The sequence below is a fragment of the Nocardioides nitrophenolicus genome (assembly GCF_016907515.1).
In the GTDB taxonomy this organism is placed as follows: Bacteria; Actinomycetota; Actinomycetes; order Propionibacteriales; family Nocardioidaceae; genus Nocardioides; species Nocardioides nitrophenolicus.
Window position 1 is genome coordinate 4,778,984 of the sequence record NZ_JAFBBY010000001.1, and the last position, 16,966, is coordinate 4,795,949.

Annotated in this window: 17 protein-coding genes; 12 read left to right on the forward strand and 5 right to left on the reverse strand. The window is 72.6% G+C overall.

The window, feature by feature from the left end; translation table 11 throughout:
- Positions 1 to 21 precede the first annotated feature (21 nt).
- Positions 22 to 1,080 (forward strand): maleylacetate reductase, encoded by a 1,059-nt coding sequence (locus JOD66_RS23015; protein ID WP_204839136.1) that lies wholly within the window; start codon positions 22 to 24, stop codon positions 1,078 to 1,080.
- On the opposite strand, the gene JOD66_RS23020 is transcribed toward JOD66_RS23015, so the two are convergent.
- The gene (locus JOD66_RS23020; RefSeq protein WP_239545398.1) at positions 1,077 to 1,946 is read right to left on the reverse strand and encodes a serine protein kinase RIO; all 870 of its coding nucleotides are present in this window, start codon (positions 1,944 to 1,946) and stop codon (positions 1,077 to 1,079) included. The two genes, JOD66_RS23015 and JOD66_RS23020, sit on opposite strands and share 4 nt — an antisense overlap.
- Before the next feature lie 166 nt (positions 1,947 to 2,112).
- Here JOD66_RS23020 and JOD66_RS23025 point away from each other — a divergent pair, with 166 nt between their 5' ends.
- From JOD66_RS23025 to JOD66_RS23045, 5 genes are all read left to right on the forward strand, one after another.
- Positions 2,113 to 3,561, forward strand: a complete 1,449-nt coding sequence (locus JOD66_RS23025; protein ID WP_204839138.1) for a M1 family metallopeptidase — start codon at positions 2,113 to 2,115, stop codon at positions 3,559 to 3,561.
- Positions 3,562 to 3,659: 98 nt separating this feature from the next.
- Positions 3,660 to 3,830 carry a hypothetical protein gene (locus JOD66_RS23030; protein ID WP_204839139.1) on the forward strand — a complete coding sequence of 57 codons (171 nt, stop codon included), beginning with the start codon at positions 3,660 to 3,662 and terminating at the stop codon, positions 3,828 to 3,830.
- Positions 3,831 to 3,847: 17 nt separating this feature from the next.
- Positions 3,848 to 4,390, forward strand: a complete 543-nt coding sequence (locus tag JOD66_RS23035; protein ID WP_204839140.1) for a PH domain-containing protein — start codon at positions 3,848 to 3,850, stop codon at positions 4,388 to 4,390.
- Positions 4,391 to 4,413: 23 nt separating this feature from the next.
- The gene (locus JOD66_RS23040) at positions 4,414 to 5,400 is read left to right on the forward strand and encodes a co-chaperone YbbN (RefSeq protein WP_204839141.1); all 987 of its coding nucleotides are present in this window, start codon (positions 4,414 to 4,416) and stop codon (positions 5,398 to 5,400) included.
- Entirely contained in the window at positions 5,400 to 6,161 is a 762-nt protein-coding gene (locus tag JOD66_RS23045; protein ID WP_204839142.1) for an EI24 domain-containing protein, read from the forward strand. The genes JOD66_RS23040 and JOD66_RS23045 overlap by 1 nt, the downstream gene beginning before the upstream one ends.
- Here JOD66_RS23045 and JOD66_RS23050 read toward each other — a convergent pair.
- Complete coding sequence (locus tag JOD66_RS23050) at positions 6,143 to 6,634, reverse strand: nuclear transport factor 2 family protein (RefSeq protein ID WP_204839143.1); 492 nt, start codon at positions 6,632 to 6,634, stop codon at positions 6,143 to 6,145. The two genes, JOD66_RS23045 and JOD66_RS23050, sit on opposite strands and share 19 nt — an antisense overlap.
- On the reverse strand, positions 6,631 to 7,488 hold the full coding sequence (locus tag JOD66_RS23055; protein ID WP_204839144.1) for an LLM class F420-dependent oxidoreductase: 858 nt from the start codon (positions 7,486 to 7,488) through the stop codon (positions 6,631 to 6,633). Before JOD66_RS23055 ends, JOD66_RS23050 begins: the two co-directional genes overlap by 4 nt.
- 181 nt (positions 7,489 to 7,669) lie before the next feature.
- Here JOD66_RS23055 and JOD66_RS23060 point away from each other — a divergent pair, with 181 nt between their 5' ends.
- Entirely contained in the window at positions 7,670 to 8,587 is a 918-nt protein-coding gene (locus JOD66_RS23060; RefSeq protein ID WP_204839145.1) for an IclR family transcriptional regulator, read from the forward strand.
- A 175-nt stretch (positions 8,588 to 8,762) separates the two neighbouring features.
- Here JOD66_RS23060 and JOD66_RS23065 read toward each other — a convergent pair whose 3' ends face one another.
- Positions 8,763 to 9,299 carry a flavin reductase family protein gene (locus JOD66_RS23065; RefSeq protein ID WP_204839146.1) on the reverse strand — a complete coding sequence of 179 codons (537 nt, stop codon included), beginning with the start codon at positions 9,297 to 9,299 and terminating at the stop codon, positions 8,763 to 8,765.
- 180 nt (positions 9,300 to 9,479) lie between these two features.
- Between JOD66_RS23065 and JOD66_RS23070 the strand changes: the two genes are divergently transcribed.
- From JOD66_RS23070 to JOD66_RS23090, 5 genes are read left to right on the forward strand one after another with little or no spacing between them, the layout of a single operon-like run.
- Entirely contained in the window at positions 9,480 to 10,358 is an 879-nt protein-coding gene (locus JOD66_RS23070; protein WP_307823671.1) for an alpha/beta fold hydrolase, read from the forward strand.
- Positions 10,355 to 12,079, forward strand: a complete 1,725-nt coding sequence (locus tag JOD66_RS23075; RefSeq protein ID WP_204839147.1) for an FAD-dependent oxidoreductase — start codon at positions 10,355 to 10,357, stop codon at positions 12,077 to 12,079. The genes JOD66_RS23070 and JOD66_RS23075 overlap by 4 nt, the downstream gene beginning before the upstream one ends.
- Positions 12,079 to 13,260 (forward strand): acyl-CoA dehydrogenase family protein, encoded by a 1,182-nt coding sequence (locus JOD66_RS23080; RefSeq protein WP_239545400.1) that lies wholly within the window; start codon positions 12,079 to 12,081, stop codon positions 13,258 to 13,260. The genes JOD66_RS23075 and JOD66_RS23080 overlap by 1 nt, the downstream gene beginning before the upstream one ends.
- Before the next feature lie 39 nt (positions 13,261 to 13,299).
- Positions 13,300 to 14,211, forward strand: coding sequence for a VOC family protein (locus JOD66_RS23085; RefSeq protein ID WP_204839149.1), 912 nt, complete (start codon positions 13,300 to 13,302; stop codon positions 14,209 to 14,211).
- Positions 14,208 to 15,650 (forward strand): FAD-dependent oxidoreductase, encoded by a 1,443-nt coding sequence (locus JOD66_RS23090; protein ID WP_204839150.1) that lies wholly within the window; start codon positions 14,208 to 14,210, stop codon positions 15,648 to 15,650. Before JOD66_RS23085 ends, JOD66_RS23090 begins: the two co-directional genes overlap by 4 nt.
- 85 nt (positions 15,651 to 15,735) lie before the next feature.
- Here JOD66_RS23090 and JOD66_RS23095 read toward each other — a convergent pair whose 3' ends face one another.
- Positions 15,736 to 16,707, reverse strand: a complete 972-nt coding sequence (locus JOD66_RS23095) for a type IV toxin-antitoxin system AbiEi family antitoxin domain-containing protein (protein WP_204839151.1) — start codon at positions 16,705 to 16,707, stop codon at positions 15,736 to 15,738.
- Between the last annotated feature and the right edge of the window lie 259 nt (positions 16,708 to 16,966).

The window sequence follows — 16,966 nt, forward strand, 5'->3', positions numbered from 1 at the left end:
GGCGTCCGGCAGACTGGGGCCGTGTTCGTCCACGATTCGCTGCCGATGCGCGTGGTCTTCGGCACCGGGGCCCTCGACCGCGTCGCCGACGAGGTCGACCGGCTCGGGCTGCGCCGGGTGCTGGTGCTCTCGACGCCCCGCCAAGGCGCGCTGGCCGACCGGGTCACCGGGCTGCTCGGCGAGCGGGCCGCCGGAACCTACGACGGAGCGCGGATGCACGTCCCGGTCGCCACGGTCGCGGCGGCGCGGGAGGTGGCCGAGGAGCTCGGCGCCGACGGCTGCCTCGCCATCGGCGGCGGCTCGACGATCGGGCTGGCCAAGGCGCTGTCGCTGCGCCTCGGGCTGCCGTCGGTGGTCGTGCCGACGACCTATGCCGGGTCGGAGATGACGACCGTCTGGGGGCTGACTGAGGACGGCCGCAAGACGACCGGTCGCGACCCGGTGGTGCTGCCGCGCTCGGTGGTCTACGACCCGGAGCTCACCTACGGCCTCCCGCCCGCGGTCTCCGGGCCGAGCGGGCTGAACGCGATCGCGCACGCCGTCGAGGCGCTCTACGCACCCGACGGCACGCCCGTGGTCAGCGCGATGGCCGAGCGCGGGGTGCGCGACCTGGCGGCCGCGCTGCCGCTGGTGGTCGCCGACGGCTCCGACGGTGCCGCGCGCAGCCTGGCGCTGGAGGGCGCGTGGCTGTGCGGGGCCTGCCTCGGCGCGACCACGATGGGCCTGCACCACAAGCTGTGCCACGCGCTCGGCGGCATGCTCGACCTGCCCCACGCCGAGACGCACGCGATCGTGCTGCCCCACGTCGCCGCCTTCAACCTGCCCGCCGTGCCCGAGGCCGACGCGGCGCTGCGCCGCGCGCTCGGCGTCGACGACGTCCCCGGCGCCCTGCGCTCGCTGGCCGACCGCGTCGGCGTGCCCGACGGGCTGCGGGCGCTGGGCGTGGCCCACGAGGACCTGGCCCGAGTCGCGGACGAGGTCCTCGCGGCGCCATACCGCAACCCGGTGCCGCCCACCCGAGCCGACCTGGAGCGGATCCTCGAGGCGGCGTGGCAGGGCTCGGGCCCGGAGCTCTCCTAGATGACCTGCGCCATCAGCTCGCCGAACAGGTCCTGGGGATCGACCTCCAGCCCGCGGCGCTGGAACCAGGTGCACACATTGGTGCAGTCGCGCAGCAGGAAGTCGAAGCCCTGGACGTTGCCGACCAGGTCGACCAGCTGGGGCAGGTCGATGATCACCAGCCGCTCGCCGGCCGCCAGGATGTTGTACGGCGACAGGTCGCCGTGGACCAGCCCGGCCCCCACCAGCGTGAGCAGTGCGGCCCGCAGCTGGTCGAAGTACGACGCCAGGAGGGCCGGGTCGGGCCGGGTCTGCGCCAGCCGGGGTGCGGTCTCGGCGCCGTCGTTCCCCTCGACCCTGATCCACTCCATCAGGATCTCGGTGCCGTCGACCTGCACCGGGTAGGGGACCGGCAGGCCGAGCGACCAGCAGCGGTTGAGCGCCGACCACTCCGAGATCGCCCACTCCCCGGCGGCGACCTCGCGGCCGAAGGTGCTCTTGCGCTTGATCGCCCGCTCGTCGCGCGAGCGCTTCATGCTGCGGCCCTCGGTGTAGGCGGCGGAGCGGTGGAAGGTGCGGTGGTCGGAGGAGCGGTAGCGCTTGGCCGCCATCACGACGCTCTGCGCCGGGTCGTGCGGGTCGGTGCGGTCGAGCAGGAAGACGTCGGCCTCCTTGCCGGTCTTCAAGATCCCCAGGTCGGTGTCGATCGCGCCCTGGGACGTGACGACCCAGTCGGGACGCGGCTCGGGACCGCGGGAGAGCGGCTCGACGTCGAGCCACGTGGACCAGCGCTGGCCGGCGTCGAGGTCGTCGTACGCCTCGAAGTCGAAGACGAAGCGGGGGTCGATGTCGGAGACATCAGGGGTGGAGGGGTGCTCCTGGAACAAGGTGATTCCTCGGGGTCGAGAGGGTGCGGACTGAGGGCAGGCCGACGACAGCGATCGACATGTCACGCTCCTCTCGACAGGTCCGCGTGAGATCGCGGACGAACGCACCCACCCTGCCGGAGCCGCGCGCGGGCGGGCAACCGGTTTATCGGCGTACATTGACCCGGTGCGCCGACCTGCCGCCCTGCTGGGCCTCCTGCTCGCCCTCCTGCTGTGCCTGCCGGGCCTGACGCCCGCCTCCGCCCTCCCCGGGGTCGAGACGCGCGACGGCGGCAAGGGATCCGCGCGGGGCGTCGACCCCTACTGGCCGCTCGACGGCAACGGCGGCACCGACGCCCAGCACTACGACGTCCGGGTGCGCTACGACTTCGCGAGCGGCCGGCTCCGCGGCCGCACCGCCATCACGATGACCGCGACCGCCGCGCTGAGCAGCTTCTCTCTCGACCTGCTGCTCCCCGCCACCGCGGTCACGGTGGACGGGCGCAAGGCCCGCTTCCGCAAGGCCGGCAAGCACGAGCTGCGGGTCAGGCCGAAGACCCCGATCGCCGCGGGCGCGACCTTCCGGGTCGTGGTGCGCTACGACGGCCGCCCGGCGGCGTACCGCTACGCCGGGGAGCGCAACTGGCTGGCCAGCCGCACCGAGGTGGTCGCGATGAACCAGCCGCACATGGCGCCGTGGTGGTTCCCGTCCAACGACCACCCGAGCGACAAGGCCACCTTCGACGTCCGGGTCACCGTGCCCAAGGGCAAGCAGGTCATCGGCAACGGCGTCCGGGTGGGTCGCACGGTCAAGCGGGGCCTGGCCACCACCCACTGGCGGATGAGCGACCCGATGGCGACCTATCTCGCCTTCTTCGCCGCCGGGCGCTATGTCGTCGACCGCGGCACCACCGCCGCCGGCATCCCCTACCTCAACGCGGTCTCGCGCGACCTGGAGCCGAAGACGCGCCGCTACGTCCGCAACGTCCTGGGCCGCACCGGCGCGATCACCGACTGGCTGCAGGGCCAGCTCGGTCCGTACCCGTTCGCCACCACCGGTGGCCTGGTCACCGGCCTCGACGTCGGGTTCGCCCTGGAGAACCAGTCCCGGCCGACGTACGGCAGCTGGATCTACCCGAGCGTGATCGTGCACGAGCTGGCGCACCAGTGGTTCGGCGACAGCGTCGCGGTCCAGCGCTGGCGCGACATCTGGCTCAACGAGGGCTTCGCGACCTACCTGGAGGCGGCCTACGCCGCCGCCCACGGCGGACCGTCGGTGCCGGCGTACCTCGACAAGATGTACGACAAGGAGTGCACCACGCCGAGCTCGGACTTCTGGCGCCTCGACATCGCGAACCCGGGCGCGGACCACATCTTCGACGAGGCGGTCTACGACCGCGGTGCGATGGTCCTCGCCGCCCTCGGCAACCGGATCGGCGCCGACGTGCTCGGCACCGTGCTGCGCACCTGGGTCGCCCAGCACCACGACGGCAACGCCACCGTCGAGCAGTTCGAGGCGCTGGCCGCCAGCGTGTCGAACCAGAACCTGTCCGGGTTCTTCGACGCCTGGCTGCGCGGTGGGTCGATGCCGGCGGCGACGTCCGACAACGGGCTGGCCGGCGTGACCTGCGGCTGACCGGGCGCGCCTCCCCTGTGGCGGGTGGTGCGTTTGGTACCAATGTGCTGATCTGTGCCCTCGGGGGCGCACCCGCACACGGATGGAGACGCCCGCACATGGACACCAAGAAGCTGGTCGCGCTCGTGGTGATCGTCTTCCTCGGGTTCTGGATGTTCACCGACCCGAGCGGACTCGCCGACACCTCCAAGGCCGCGGCCAGCAGTGGGTGGGACCTGACGACCCAGGCGTTCAACGGGGTCATCGACTTCGTCGGCGCGATGGACTGACCGACGGCGCCGAGTCCATGGTGCTGTCGTTCGTCTCCGGTGTCGTGGCCCGGATGGGTGACCCGAAGATCGGGAAGCACCTGCTGCGCGACGAGGGCGAGGTCGTCGTCGACGAGGTGACCCACCACTGGTTCGCCTACGTCCGGCCCGCGCTGGAGACCGGGCTGGCGCTCGTGCTGCTCGTCGGCAGCTGGTTCGTGTCCGTGCACGTCGCGTGGGCACTCATCATCGTCGCCGTGGTGCTCCTCGCCCGCGCCGGATGGCAGGCCCTCGGCGTGCTGCGCGACAGGTTCGTGATCACCAACATGCGGGTGTTCCGGGTGCACGGCGTCCTCTCCCAGAGCCTGGCGACCATGCCGTTGAGCCGAATCCTCGACATCTCGGTGCAGAAGCCGCTGCACGGCCGGCTGCTCGGCTTCGGCCACTTCTGCTTCGAGTCCGCCGCCCAGGAGCAGGGCCTGCGCGACATCCGGTACGTCGGCCGGCCCGACGACCGCGACCTCGCCATCCAGCGCGTGGTCCAGCGGGCGGGACTCCGGGGACCGCGCGTCCCGAACTGAGGAGCGTCCGTAGGATTGCGCCCATGACGCAGCAGCCGTTCTCCCGTCCCGGTGCGATCGACCTGTCCGCGCTGAAGCGCACCCCGCCGGCCGGTGCCGGTGCCGGCGGTGCCGCCGGCGCGCCCGCGGGTGGAGGCGGCGCCGGAGGCTCGACGTCGGCGTACTCCGTCGCGGTGGACGAGGCGAACTTCCAGGCGGTGCTCGAGGCGTCGATGACCGCGCCGGTCGTGCTGGTGTTCTCCTCGCCGTCGCAGTCGCCGGAGAGCGCCCAGCTCGCGCTCGACGTCGCCACCGTCGCCGACGAGTACGACGGCCGATTCCTGGCGGCGTCGATCGACGTCGACGCCGTGCCCCAGCTGGCAAGTGTCGTTGGGCAGGCGATGCAGATCCCTCAACTGCCAGTGCCGCTGATGCTGGTCCTCCTCGACGGCCGGCCGGCGACGCAGCCGATCCCCGGCGCCGCACCGATCGACGACATCCGGGCGCTGTTCAACCAGCTCGCCCAGCAGCTCACCGCCCAGGGCATCACCGGGCGGCACCAGCCCAACGCCTTCGGCGCCGCGGGCGGCGAGGTCGCCGAGGGCGAGGAGCCGGAGATCGACCCGCGCTACGCTCCGGCCCAGGACGCGCTCGCGGCCGGCGACATCGACGCGGCGGTCGCGGAGTACCAGAAGCTGGTCGACGCCAACCCCGCCGACCACGAGGCCGCGGCCGGGCTGTCGATGGCGAAGCTGCTGCAGCGCACCCAGGGCGTCGACCTGAACGCGGCCCGCGCCGCCGCGGCGGCCGACCCAGACGACGTCGACGCACAGACGCTGGTCGCCGACCTCGACATGCTCGGCGGCCACGTCGAGGACGCCTTCGCCCGGCTGGTGGAGCTGGTCCGGCGTACGTCGGGCAAGGAGCGCGACCGGGCGAGGGAGCACCTCGTCGGCCTCTTCGGCGCCGTCGGCAATGACGACCCGCGGGTCCTCAAGGGGCGTCAGGCGCTGGCCTCCGCGCTGTTCTGATGGGCTTCGGGCGCGGGGCCGGGTACCTCCTGCGCGGGCTGCGGCTCTGGCGGGAGCGCCCCGCGCTGATGCTGCTCGGCATCGTGCCCGCGGTGATCGTGGCCGCCTTCGTGGCCACGCTCCTCGTCGTCCTGGTGATCTACGCCGACGACGTGGTCGGCTGGGCCACGCCGTTCGCCGACGACTGGGACGACGCCGTGCGCGGGCTGTTCCGCGGCGCGCTCTACCTGCTCGTGCTGGCCGGCGCGGCGATGCTGGCGATCGTCACCTTCACCGGGCTCACCCTCGCGGTCGGCGACCCCTTCTACGAGAAGATCTGGAAGGAGGTCGAGCTCTCGCTCGGCGGCGACGTGCCCGACCGCGGGGTCGGCTGGGTCCGCGGCGCGCTCGACGGGCTGGTGCTGGTCGGCTTCGGCATCCTCACCACGGTCGGCGTCTTCCTGATCGGGCTGCTGCCCGTCATCGGCACCGTGGTCGGCGCGGTGCTCGGCCTGGTCGTCTCCGGCCGGCTGCTCGCCGGCGAGCTGGTCTCCCGCCCGCTCGAGGCCCGCGGGCTCGACCGCGCCGCCCGCGCGGCCCTGATGCGCCGGCACCGAGGCGCGATGCTCGGCTTCGGGGTCTGCGTCCAGGCCTGCTTCCTGGTGCCGCTCGGCGGCATCCTGGTCATGCCCGCGGCGGTCGCGGGTGCGACCTACCTGGCTCGCTCGGCGCTGGACGGCAGGCTCGAGGCCCGGTTCGAGGGTCAGCCCGGCGGGAGCTGACCCAGGGCGCCGGTGCGCAGCAGGGCGTGTGCCAGCTCGGCGCCGTCGAGCAGCCGACCGGTACGCACCGTCGCGCGCCAACCCTCGTCGGTGCGCCGCAGCTGCCAGTGGTTGGCGGTCGCGCGGTTGACCCGGAAGGCGCCGTCCTCGTGCAGCACCATCAGCGAGTGGGTGACCGCGATCGCCGTGTCGCCGTCGACCCGCACCGACACCGGTCCGTTGAAGTGGGCGCAGCCGCCGGCGATGAAGCCCTGGTGGGACGCCGAGCGGACCATCGCGCGGATCTCCTCGCGGCCGGTCATCACGATGACGTCGTTGTCATAGACGCCGTCCTCGGTCCAGATCGCCGCGACCTCGTCCGCGCAGCCCGAGTCGACCAGCGGGCCGTACGTCGTCAGCAGCTGCACGATCTCGCGCTCGTCCTCCAGGCGCTGGAGTCGGCGCTCGAGTGCGGCCAGGCGGTCGTCGGTCATGGGATCTCCTTCGCGAGGGCGGCCAGCGCCTCGAGCTGGTCGCAGTAGTGGTCGGCGCAGGTGGCCTCGACGGCGGTGGTGACGAGCGTGGCGCCGGCCTCGCGCACCCGGGCCAGGCGGGCCGTCGTACCGCTGGGGTCGCCGGTGGGGTCGACCATCGCGCCGGGGGAGAGGATCACCTCGAAGCCGTCGGGGAGGTCGTGGCGCGCGAGCAGGGTGCGCAGCTCGCCGAGGCCGAGGCCGAACGGGACCCAGCCGTCGCCGAGCTCGACGGCGCGGCGCAGGCTGCGCGGCGTACGACCGCCGATGAGGAGCGGGACCCGCTCCTGGACGGCGTGCGGCTCGACGACGAAGCCCTCGAAGTCGTAGTGGCTGCCGTGGTACGCCGGCTCGCGCCGGCCCAGGCTGGCCCGCAGGGCGCGCAGCGCGTCGTCGGCGCGCTCGCCGCGGCCGGCGAACGGGGCGTCGAGCAACGCGAACTCCTCCTCGAGCGAGCCCACGCCGATGCCGAGCAGCAGCCGGCCGCCGCTGACCAGGTCGAGGGTGCCGTAGCGCTTGGCGATGGCGAGCGGGTGGTGGTAGCCGATCACCAGCACCTGGGTCATCAGCCGCAGTCGCTCGGTGACGGCGGCGAGGTGGCCGAAGGTGGCGAGGGGGTCCCAGTAGGTGCCGCCGCGCTGGTCGGCGGCCGCGGTGGGGACGGCGACGTGCTCGCTGCAGGTGAGGTGGTGGAAGCCGAGCCGATCGGCGGCTCGCGCGACCTGGACGAGCTCGGCGATGCCGGCGTTCGCCTCCCAGGGGGCGTGCGCCCCGGGGTTGGCGGTCACGATCGGGCTGACGAGGCCGAGCTGCACGGTGCTTCCTTCCGCTGGGTTCGGGCGGCAGTCAAGCAGTCCGTCGGCTGTTGCGGGGCGCGCGCTCTCGCTCAGTGGTGGGGACCGGCGGGGCGTGGGGGCTTGTGGCGTCCGTCTCCTCTTGCTACCTTCGGATCAGCAAAACAAGAATTCATTTCAGTTTTGACCGAGGGGAGCAGTCATGAGCGCTCAGATCGTCGAGCCGGTCGCCGAGGGTGCCACCACCAGCGCGGGCCGCGACCTGCCGCCGTCCATGGTGGAGCGGATGTCGCTGATCCTGGACGCCTTCGAGTCCCCTGCCGCGCGGCTCACCCTCGAGCAGGTCTCGCGGGCCACCCACCTCCCGCGCTCGACCGCCCACCGGATCCTCGACCAGCTGGTCCGCCTCGAATGGCTCGCCCACACCTCGTTCGGCTTCTCGCTCGGACCGCGCTCGCTCGGCCTGGGCGGCGGCGGACGCGCCGACACCGAGCTGCGGGAGGCGGCCGCGCCGTACCTCCACGAGCTGCAGGTCCGCACCGGACTGGTCGCGCACCTCGCCGTGCTCGACGGGCCCGACGTGCGCTATCTCGACAAGATCGGCGGCCGCTTCGCCGTACGGGTGCCGTCGCGGGTCGGTGGTCACGCCGCGGCCCACGCCACCGCCCTCGGCAAGGCGATCCTCGCCTGGCTGCCCGCCGAGCGCGTCGACGAGATCGTCGATGCCCGGCCCGCCCGGCTGACGAAGTCGACGATCACCGACCTCGCCCTGCTGCACCAGGAGCTGCACCGGATCCGCGGTCGCCACGGTGTCGCGTACGAGCGTGGGGAGGCACACCCCGACATCGCCTGCGTCGCCGCCGCCATCCGCAGCCCCGAGGGTGCGGTCGGCGCGGTCTCCCTCGTCGGCGACCTGCGGGCGCCTGTCGAGCGGGTCGCCCCCCTCGTGCTCCGCGCCGCCCGGCAGACCGCGGCCGACCTGTTCCCGCAGCCCGAGGCGGCGCCCGCCCCTGCCGCGCGACCGGCCCGCACTCCCGCGCCCCCCGCCACCCAGCCCACCTGGTCCGCCGCGACTATGGAACGTCTCGTCGCCGACGCGGCCTCCGGTGCCTGGGTATAGCCGACCCGGCAGAAACTGGCTCCGGATTTCGGCCGACCCGTCAGAAAGTGGTCGTGAAAGCCGGCCGACCCGGCAGAAAGTGGCATCCCGCAGGTGCCAGTTTCTGCCGGGTCGTCGTGTTTTGAGAGCGAGTTTCTGCCGGGTCGGCGGAGATTGAGAGCCAGTTTCTGCCGGGTCAGCCCCAGTGGTCGCCCCAGCCCCACAGGTCCGGAGCGAGCTGCTCGTGCTGGTCCTCGACGCCGAACCGCCCGCGGAAGAACAGCATCGGGGCGGCCCGATGCGGGGTCTCGAGGCGGGTGACCCGGCCGATGACGACGTCGTGGTCGCCGGCGACGACGACGTTCTCGACCACGGCGTGCACCCGCATCAGGGCGCCGGGCAGGCTGGGGGTGCCGTCGGCGGAGAGGTCCCAGGCGAGGTCCTCGAACTTGCGGCCGCGGCTCGAGCCGAACCGCTCGCACAGGTCGGCCTGATCCTCGCCGAGCACGTTGACGGTGAACCGTCCCGAGCGCCGGATCCGTGGCCAGGCGCGGCCGGAGTGGTCGGCGCAGAAGAGCACGAGCGGCGGCTCGAGCGAGACCGAGGCGAAGGACTGGCACGCGAAGCCGACCGGCTCACCGTCGTCCAGACCGGTCACGATCGTCACGCCGGTCGCGAAGTTGCCCATCGCGGCGCGCATCTCCAGTGCGGACGGCTCGGTTGCGGTGCTCATGCCGTCGACGCTAGCGACGCCGTGGTGCGAGGGTCGGGCAGGTCCCGGTGAGTGACGGCGGACGGCCCGAGCACCCGCCCGACGACGTACGACGGCCCGCAATCGCCCGCCAGGACTGGGCTTCCCGGTCACCGGGAAGGGGGCGGGCCCGTTCGTGGAGGGCCACCTAGCGTGCGGAGCGTGACCGAGCTGACCCACGACTCCACGCGACGCGAGCTGGCCACCGACGCCGGCGTGCTGCGCTACCACGAGGCCGGCGACGGCCCCCCGCTGCTGATGCTGCACGGCTCCGGACCCGGCGTCACCGGATGGCGCAACTTCGGCGACAACCTTCCCGCCTTCGCGCCGCACTTCCGGTGCCTGGTGCTCGAGCTGCCCGGCTTCGGCGTCAGCGACACCACCGACCAGCACCCGATGGTTGCGGCGCTTCCGGCCGTGCAGCGATTCCTCGACGGGCTCGGCCTCGACCGGGTCGACGTGATCGGGAACTCCATGGGCGGCGGCGTCGCGACCCGGCTCGCGATCAGCCAGCCGGAGCGGGTACGACGACTGGTCACCGTCGGCGGCGTCGGCCGCAACATCTTCAGCCCCGCCCCGGGCGAGGGCATCAACCTGCTGGTCGAGTTCGTCGAGAACCCGACCCGCGAGAACCTGGTCGCCTGGCTGCGTTCGATGGTCTTCGACCAGTCGATGGTCACCGAGGAGCTGATCGAGCAGCGCTGGGCACTCGCCACCGAGCCGGACACGCTCGAGGTCGCGCGCCGGATGTACGGCCGGGCCGCGATCACCGCCGCCTTCGCCGGCGCGGGGAGCTCGGCGCAGGCGACCCCCGGCTGGGCGCAGTTCGACCGGATCAAGGCGCGCACCCTGCTCACCTGGGGCCGTGACGACCGGGTCAGCCCGATGGACATGATGCTGATCCCGATGCGGACCATCCCCGACGTCGAGGTGCACGTGTTCGCCAACTGCGGGCACTGGGCGATGATCGAGCAGAAGCGCGCCTGGGAGCGGACCGTGCTCGCCTTCCTCACCGAGCAGGACGGGGAGCACGCCGCATGAGCGCGACCTGGACCGACGAGTTCGACCTCGTCGTCGTCGGCAGCGGCGGCGGCGGCATGACGGCCGCGCTGGCCGCGCTCGACGCCGGCCTGTCGGTGGTCGTGATCGAGAAGGGTGCCAAGTTCGGCGGCAGCACCGGCATCTCCGGCGGCGGCATCTGGGTGCCCAACAACCCGACCCTGCGTAGGGCCGGCCATGACGACTCGCGTGCGTCGGTGCTGGAGTACCTGACCACGATCACCGGCGGGACGGTCGACCCGGCCCGACTGGCGGCGTACGTCGACCACGGCCCGGCCGCGATGGAGCTCCTGGAGCGGTCGCGGTGGGTGCGGTTCGCCTGGACCAAGGGGTACGCCGACTACCACCCCGAGCTCCCCGGCGGCCGTCCCGCGGGCCGTTCGATCGAGGCCAGGCCGTTCGACACCCGCAAGCTGGGGGAGGACGAGGCGTACCAGCGTCCGAACAGCATGAAGGGCCCGCTCGGGCTCTGGGTCACCGCGAAGGACTACCACGACCTCGCCATGGTCAAGCGGACCTGGCAGGGGCGCCGCGCCTCGCTGCGCGCGGCCTGGCGGGTCGGCTCGAACGTCGTACGCCGCCGCCACATGGCGACCGGCGGCCGCGCCCTCGTCGCCCGGATGCGGATGGCCCTCAAGGACGCCGGCATCCCTTTGTGGCTGGAGACCGCGATGACCTCGCTCGTCCTCGAGGACGGCCGGGTCGCCGGAGTCGTCGCCACGCGCGACGGCGCGGAGGTCCGCATCCGCGGCCGCAAGGGGGTCCTGCTGGCGGCCGGCGGCTTCGACCACAACCCGGCGATGCGGGAGCGCTACCTGCCCGCGGGTGCGCGTCCCGACCACAGCCTCGGTGCCGTCGAGAACACGGGTGACGCGATCACGGCGGGCCAGGCGGCCGGCGCGGCGGTCGCCCTGATGGACGACGCCTGGTGGATGCCCTCGGTCACGCACCCGGCCGGTGCGACCATCCCGCTCGTCTCGGAGCGGGCGATCCCCGGCCAGGTGATCGTGGGCATCGACGGACGCCGGTTCACCAACGAGGCGTCGCCGTACGTCAACTTCGTCCACGACCAGCTCGCCAGCGGCAACGAGAGGGCCTGGCTGGTGATGGACTCTCGGGCGCGCTCGCGCTACCCGTTCGCGCAGATCCTGCCGGGAGCCCCCTTCCCGCAGGGGTTCTACGACCAGGGAATCGTGCATCGCGCCGACACGGTGGCCGCGCTGGCGGCCGCGATCGGCGTGCCCGCGGACGTGCTCGGCGCCACGGTCGACCGGTTCAACGGCTACGCCCGGTCAGGGAGGGACGAGGAGTTCGGCCGCGGCGAGAGCGCCCACGACCGCTACTACGGCGACCCGACGCTGCCCAACCCGAACCTCGACGTCATCGACCGGGCGCCGTACTACGCCGTCCGGATCGAGGTCGGCGACCTCGGCACCAAGGGCGGTCTGGTCACCGACGACCGCGGACAGGTGCTGCGCGAGGACGGCAGCGTGGTCACGGGTCTCTACGCCACCGGCAACTGCGCCGCGTCGGTGATGGGCACCGACTACGCCGGCCCCGGCGCCACCATCGGCCCCTCGATCGTGTTCGGCTACCTCGCCGCGCGCCACGCCGCCGGCCTCGCCGATGACCGGAAGACCCCGCCCGTCGCAGTCGCGCCGGGTGCCACCGTGCAGACCCACGCCGAGGAAGTGAGTTCGTGATGAGTGAGGTGCTCGAGAGGATCGAGGCCCGCGCCGAGGAGATCGCCGCGCTGGGCCCCAGCAACGAGAGGCTGGGCCGGCTCGACGACCGCGCCGCCGCACTGTTGCGCGAGACGGGCGTGATCCGGATGCTCCAGCCCGCGAAGTACGGCGGCGCCGAGGCGCACCCCGCCGAGTTCGCCGAGGCCGTGATGCGGCTCGCGAGCCTCGACGGCTCCACCGGGTGGGTCGCCGGCATCGTCGGCGTGCACCCGTGGGAGATGGCGATGTGCGACCCGCGGGTGCAGGAGGAGGTCTGGGGCGAGGACAACGACACCTGGATCGCCTCGCCGTACGCGCCGATGGGCGTCATCCGTCCGGTCGACGGCGGCTACGTCTTCAACGGCCGCTGGCAGTTCTCGTCGGGTACCGACCACTGCGACTGGATCTTCCTCGGCGCCTACCTCGGCGACGAGAACGGCGAGGCGATCATGCCGCCCCGCGTCCACCACGTGATCCTGCCGCGATCGGACTACACGATCGTCGAGGACTCGTGGAACGTCGTCGGCCTGCGTGGCACCGGGTCCAAGGACATCACCGTCGAGGACGCGTTCATCCCCGACTACCGCGTCGTCGAGTTCGCCCGGTTCGCCGACGGGAGCCAGCCGCGCGAGGCCGGACTGGCCAACCCGACGTACCACATCCCGTTCACCACGGCATTCCCCCTCGGCATCACCTCGGCCGTGATCGGCATCGCCGAAGGTGCGCTCGCCGCGCACCTCGCCTACCAGCGCACGCGGGTCCAGATCACCGGCACCAAGGTGAAGGACGACCCCTACGTGTTGTTCGCGATCAGCCAGGCTGCAGCGGAGATCCAGGCGTCCCGGGTGAGCATGCTCGACAACGCGCGCCGGTTCTACGCCAAGGCGGAGCGCGGCGAGGACGTGACCTTCGCGGAGCGGGCCGAGTCCCGTCGTACCCAGGTCTCCGCGGCCTGGCGCGCCGTCCGCGCGATGGACGAGGTCGTCGCCCGGTCGGGCGGCAACGGGATGCGGATGGACAACCCGATCCAGCGGTTCTGGCGCGACGGGCACATGGGCCTCGCGCACGCCATCCACGTCCCCGGATCGGTGTTCCACGTGCAGTCGCTGACCGCGATGGACGTGACGCCGCCGCCGGGACCGATGCTCTCGATGATCTGACCCCTGACGACGACTGAGACTGAGAATGAGGAGAACGAGATGACGGCGATCCGTGGCCTGGGCTACCTGATCGTGCAGAGCCAGGACCTGCCCCGTTGGCGCGAGCTGACGGTGGACTGCCTGGCGATGCAGGAGACCACCGGGCCGGTGGCCGACGGCCTCTACCTGCGCATGGACGAGCGGTACGCGCGGCTCGTCGTCCTGCCCGGCGAGGTCGACCGCGTGGTCGCCGTCGGCTGGGAGGTGCGCGACCAGTTCGGCCTCGCCGAGGTCGCCGCCGCCGTCGAGGCGGCGGGCGTGCCGTTCAAGGAGCTCAGCCAGCAGGAGTGCGACGAGCGGCGGGTCGAGGCGGCCATCCGGTTCGACGATCCCGCGGGTACGCCGGTCGAGGTGTTCTTCGGCCCGGTGCTCGACCACAGCCCCGTGTTGACCGGCCACGGCCAGGCGTTCGTCGCCGGCGAGCAGGGGATGGGCCATGTCGTCCTCCCGACCACGGCCGCGGACGAGACCGTCTCGTTCTACACCGAGGTGCTCGGCTTCCTGCCCCGCGGTGCGATCCGGATGGGCGCGGCACTCCCGCCGCGCCGGGTCCGCTTCATGGGCGTCAACCAGCGTCACCACAGCCTCGCCGTCTGTCCCGCGCCGCACGGCGAGGCGCCCGGCCTGGTGCACCTGATGATGGAGGTCGACAGCCTCGACGCCGTCGGCCGCGCACTCGACAAGGTCAACCAGGCCGGGTTCTCGCTGTCCTCGACGCTCGGGCGGCACACCAACGACAAGATGGTGTCCTTCTACGTGCGCGCGCCCGGCGGCTGGGACCTCGAGTACGGCTGTGAGGGCATGCTCGTCGACGAGGCGTTCTACACCGCCGAGGAGATCACCGCGGACAGCTACTGGGGTCACGACTGGTCCGGGTCCGAGCCGCTCGCCGCCTTCCTCCCACCGGCGTGAGCGACGCGGTGCACGGCGCCGATGCCGACGTCGATGTGGTGGTCGTCGGCTTCGGCTGCGCCGGTGGCGCCGCGGCCATCGAGGCCCGGCGCGCCGGCGCCTCCGTGGTCGTCCTCGAGCGTGCCAGCGGGGCGGGCGGCTCATCGGCACAGTCCGGCGGCGAGCTCTATCTCGGCGGCGGGACCGCTGTGCAGGAGGCCCTCGGGTTCGAGGACGACGCCGACAACATGCTCGCCTTCCTGCGCGCGGCGCTCGGTCCGCATGCCGACGAGGAGAAGCTGCGGCTCTACTGCGAGGGCAGCGTCGAGCACTTCGAATGGTTCCGCGGGTTGGGGCTCGAGTTCGAGAAGTCGCTCTACGACGCGCCTTCCTGGATGCCGCCGACCACCGACGGATTGATGTGGCTGGGCGAGAACGCCTGGCCGTACGACGAGATCGCCCGCCCCGTCCCGCGCGGGCACCGACCCGCCACCGGCGGCTTCGGCGGCTGGCTGGTCATGGACCGCCTGGTCGCCGCGTGTGCATCGGCCGGCGTGGTGACCGAGACCGACACCCGCGCGGTGTCGTTGGTCGTCGAGGCCGGCCGGGTGGTCGGCGTACGCGCTCGGCGGTTCGGCGAGGACGTGACCTATCGCGCCCGCCGGGGCGTCGTCGTCACGACCGGCGGCTTCGCCGACAACCCCGAGATGGTCGCCGCGCACGCACCCGACCTGCTCGGCCACGGCGTGGTCAGCGACGGCGGAGACGACGGTAGCGGCATCGTGATGGCCCAGGCATTGGGCGCCGCGGTACGTCGGATGTCGGTCGTGGAGGTCGCCTACACCGCACTGCCGGCGCTCGCCTGCCGCGGCATGCTCGTCAGCGCGCGCGGTGAGCGGTTCATCAACGAGGACGTCTACCCGGGGCTGTTCAGCCACGCCGCGCTGCACGAGCCCGGCCCCTGCTGGGTGATCGTCGACGCGCAGGCACTCGAGGAGGTCGGCGAGGCCGACCTGTGGGGGACCGTGCCGTCGTACGCCGCCGAGACGATCGAGGAGCTCGAGGCCGATCTCGGCATGCCTCGCGGCTCGCTGGCACGCACCCTCGCGGGCTACAACGCGGGCGCTGCTGCTGGCGGGGACCCAGTGTTCCACAAGAACGCGCGCTGGACGCGGGTCCTGGCCGGTCCGTTCGCCGCGATCGACCCGCGGATCGGCTTCCACAACCCGACCCACCGCGCCGCCCCCGGCGCCACCGGGTTCGCCGGCTTCACCCTCGGCGGCCTGCGCACGACGGTCGACGGCGAGGTGCTGTCGCTCGACGGTGTCCCGATCCCCGGCCTCTACGCCGCCGGCCGCGCCAGCTCCGGCATGCACGGGCAGGGGTACATCTCCGGCACCTCGCTCGGGGACGGCACCTTCTTCGGCCGCCGCGCCGGGCTGGCTGCTGCGTCGCGCTGACCCGGCAGAAAGTGGCGCCCGGGTTGGGCCGACCCGGCAGAAAGTGGTGCCCGGGTTGGGCCGACCCGGCAGAAAGTGGTGCTGCTCATCTTGGCAGACCACACCGTCGTCGAGCCTCCGCGACGCCGCGCCGGAGGACCGCCTCGACATCGGCGCGCGGACCGAAGAGATTCTCCTTGCGCACCACCGCGATCGAGAACCCCGTCTCCGCCTCGACCAGCGCCCGCCGCTCCCGGTCGTGGCGGAGCTGGTCCGGACTGGAGTGCCACTCGTCGCCGTCGTACTCCGCCGCGAACGGGAGGTCCGTCGCGCCCAGGTCGAGCCGGGCGAGGAAGGTGCCCTCGACGTCGTAGACCTCGAGCTGGGGGATCGGCGGCGGCAGGTGCGCTTCGATCCAGCGGAGCCGGAGGATCGACTCCGGCGGCGACTCGGCGCGGCCGTCGACGTACGCGACCATGGTGCGCAGCGTCGTCACCCAGCGCATGCCCTTGAAACGAGGTACGCCGGCGGCGAGCTCGGCAGGCGAGAAGAGGCCCAGCCGGAGCATCTGGTCCATCGCGGCGAGCGACGCCTCGACGTACCGCTGACGGCCGAGGTCCCAGGTCGTCCGCAACGGGGAGGTGACGCGCAGCCCGTTCAGCTCGATCACGTCGCCACGCACGAAGCTGCGTTCCCCGCTCGCCGCGAGGCCGATGCGCAGGCGGCGGCCGGGTGTGGGAAGGAAGACGCACACCGGCGCGAGGTGCACGTGCTCGTTGGGCTCGAGCACCATGTCGGCGCCGTGCAGCCACCCGGCGTGACGGTCGCAGACCACCGCGTCCCTCGGTACGACGAGGCGGAGGGCCGCGCAGCGCAGCTCGAGGCTGTCGGGGACCTGGTTTGCGACGTACACGCCGCGGACGAGGCGTCGCAGGAAGCCTTGGTCGACGAGCCAGGCGAGCTGGCGTGGGGACAGCCCGGCCTCACGTCGCGCGGTCGTCGTGGTGAACGGTTGGTCGAGCGGCAACGGGAAGTCGGCGGGGAGCTCGGTCAGGTGCTGGAGGTCGGTTCGTCTCATGGTCGGCCGCGTGCCCGTGCGGACAGCGGCCAACCATGGAGCTTCCCGGCCTGTGGACGGGAGCGTGAATCGCGTGTCGCTAGCGACATCCTCGGCTCGGACCGGCGCCGACCGTGAGCCACTTTCTGCCGGGTCGGCGCAACCCCGGCGCCACTTTCTGCCGGGTCGGCCGAATCCCGGCGCCACTTTCTGCCGGGTCGGCCCAACCCCGGCGCCACTTTCTGCCGGGTCGGCCCAACCCCGGCGCCACTTTCTGCCG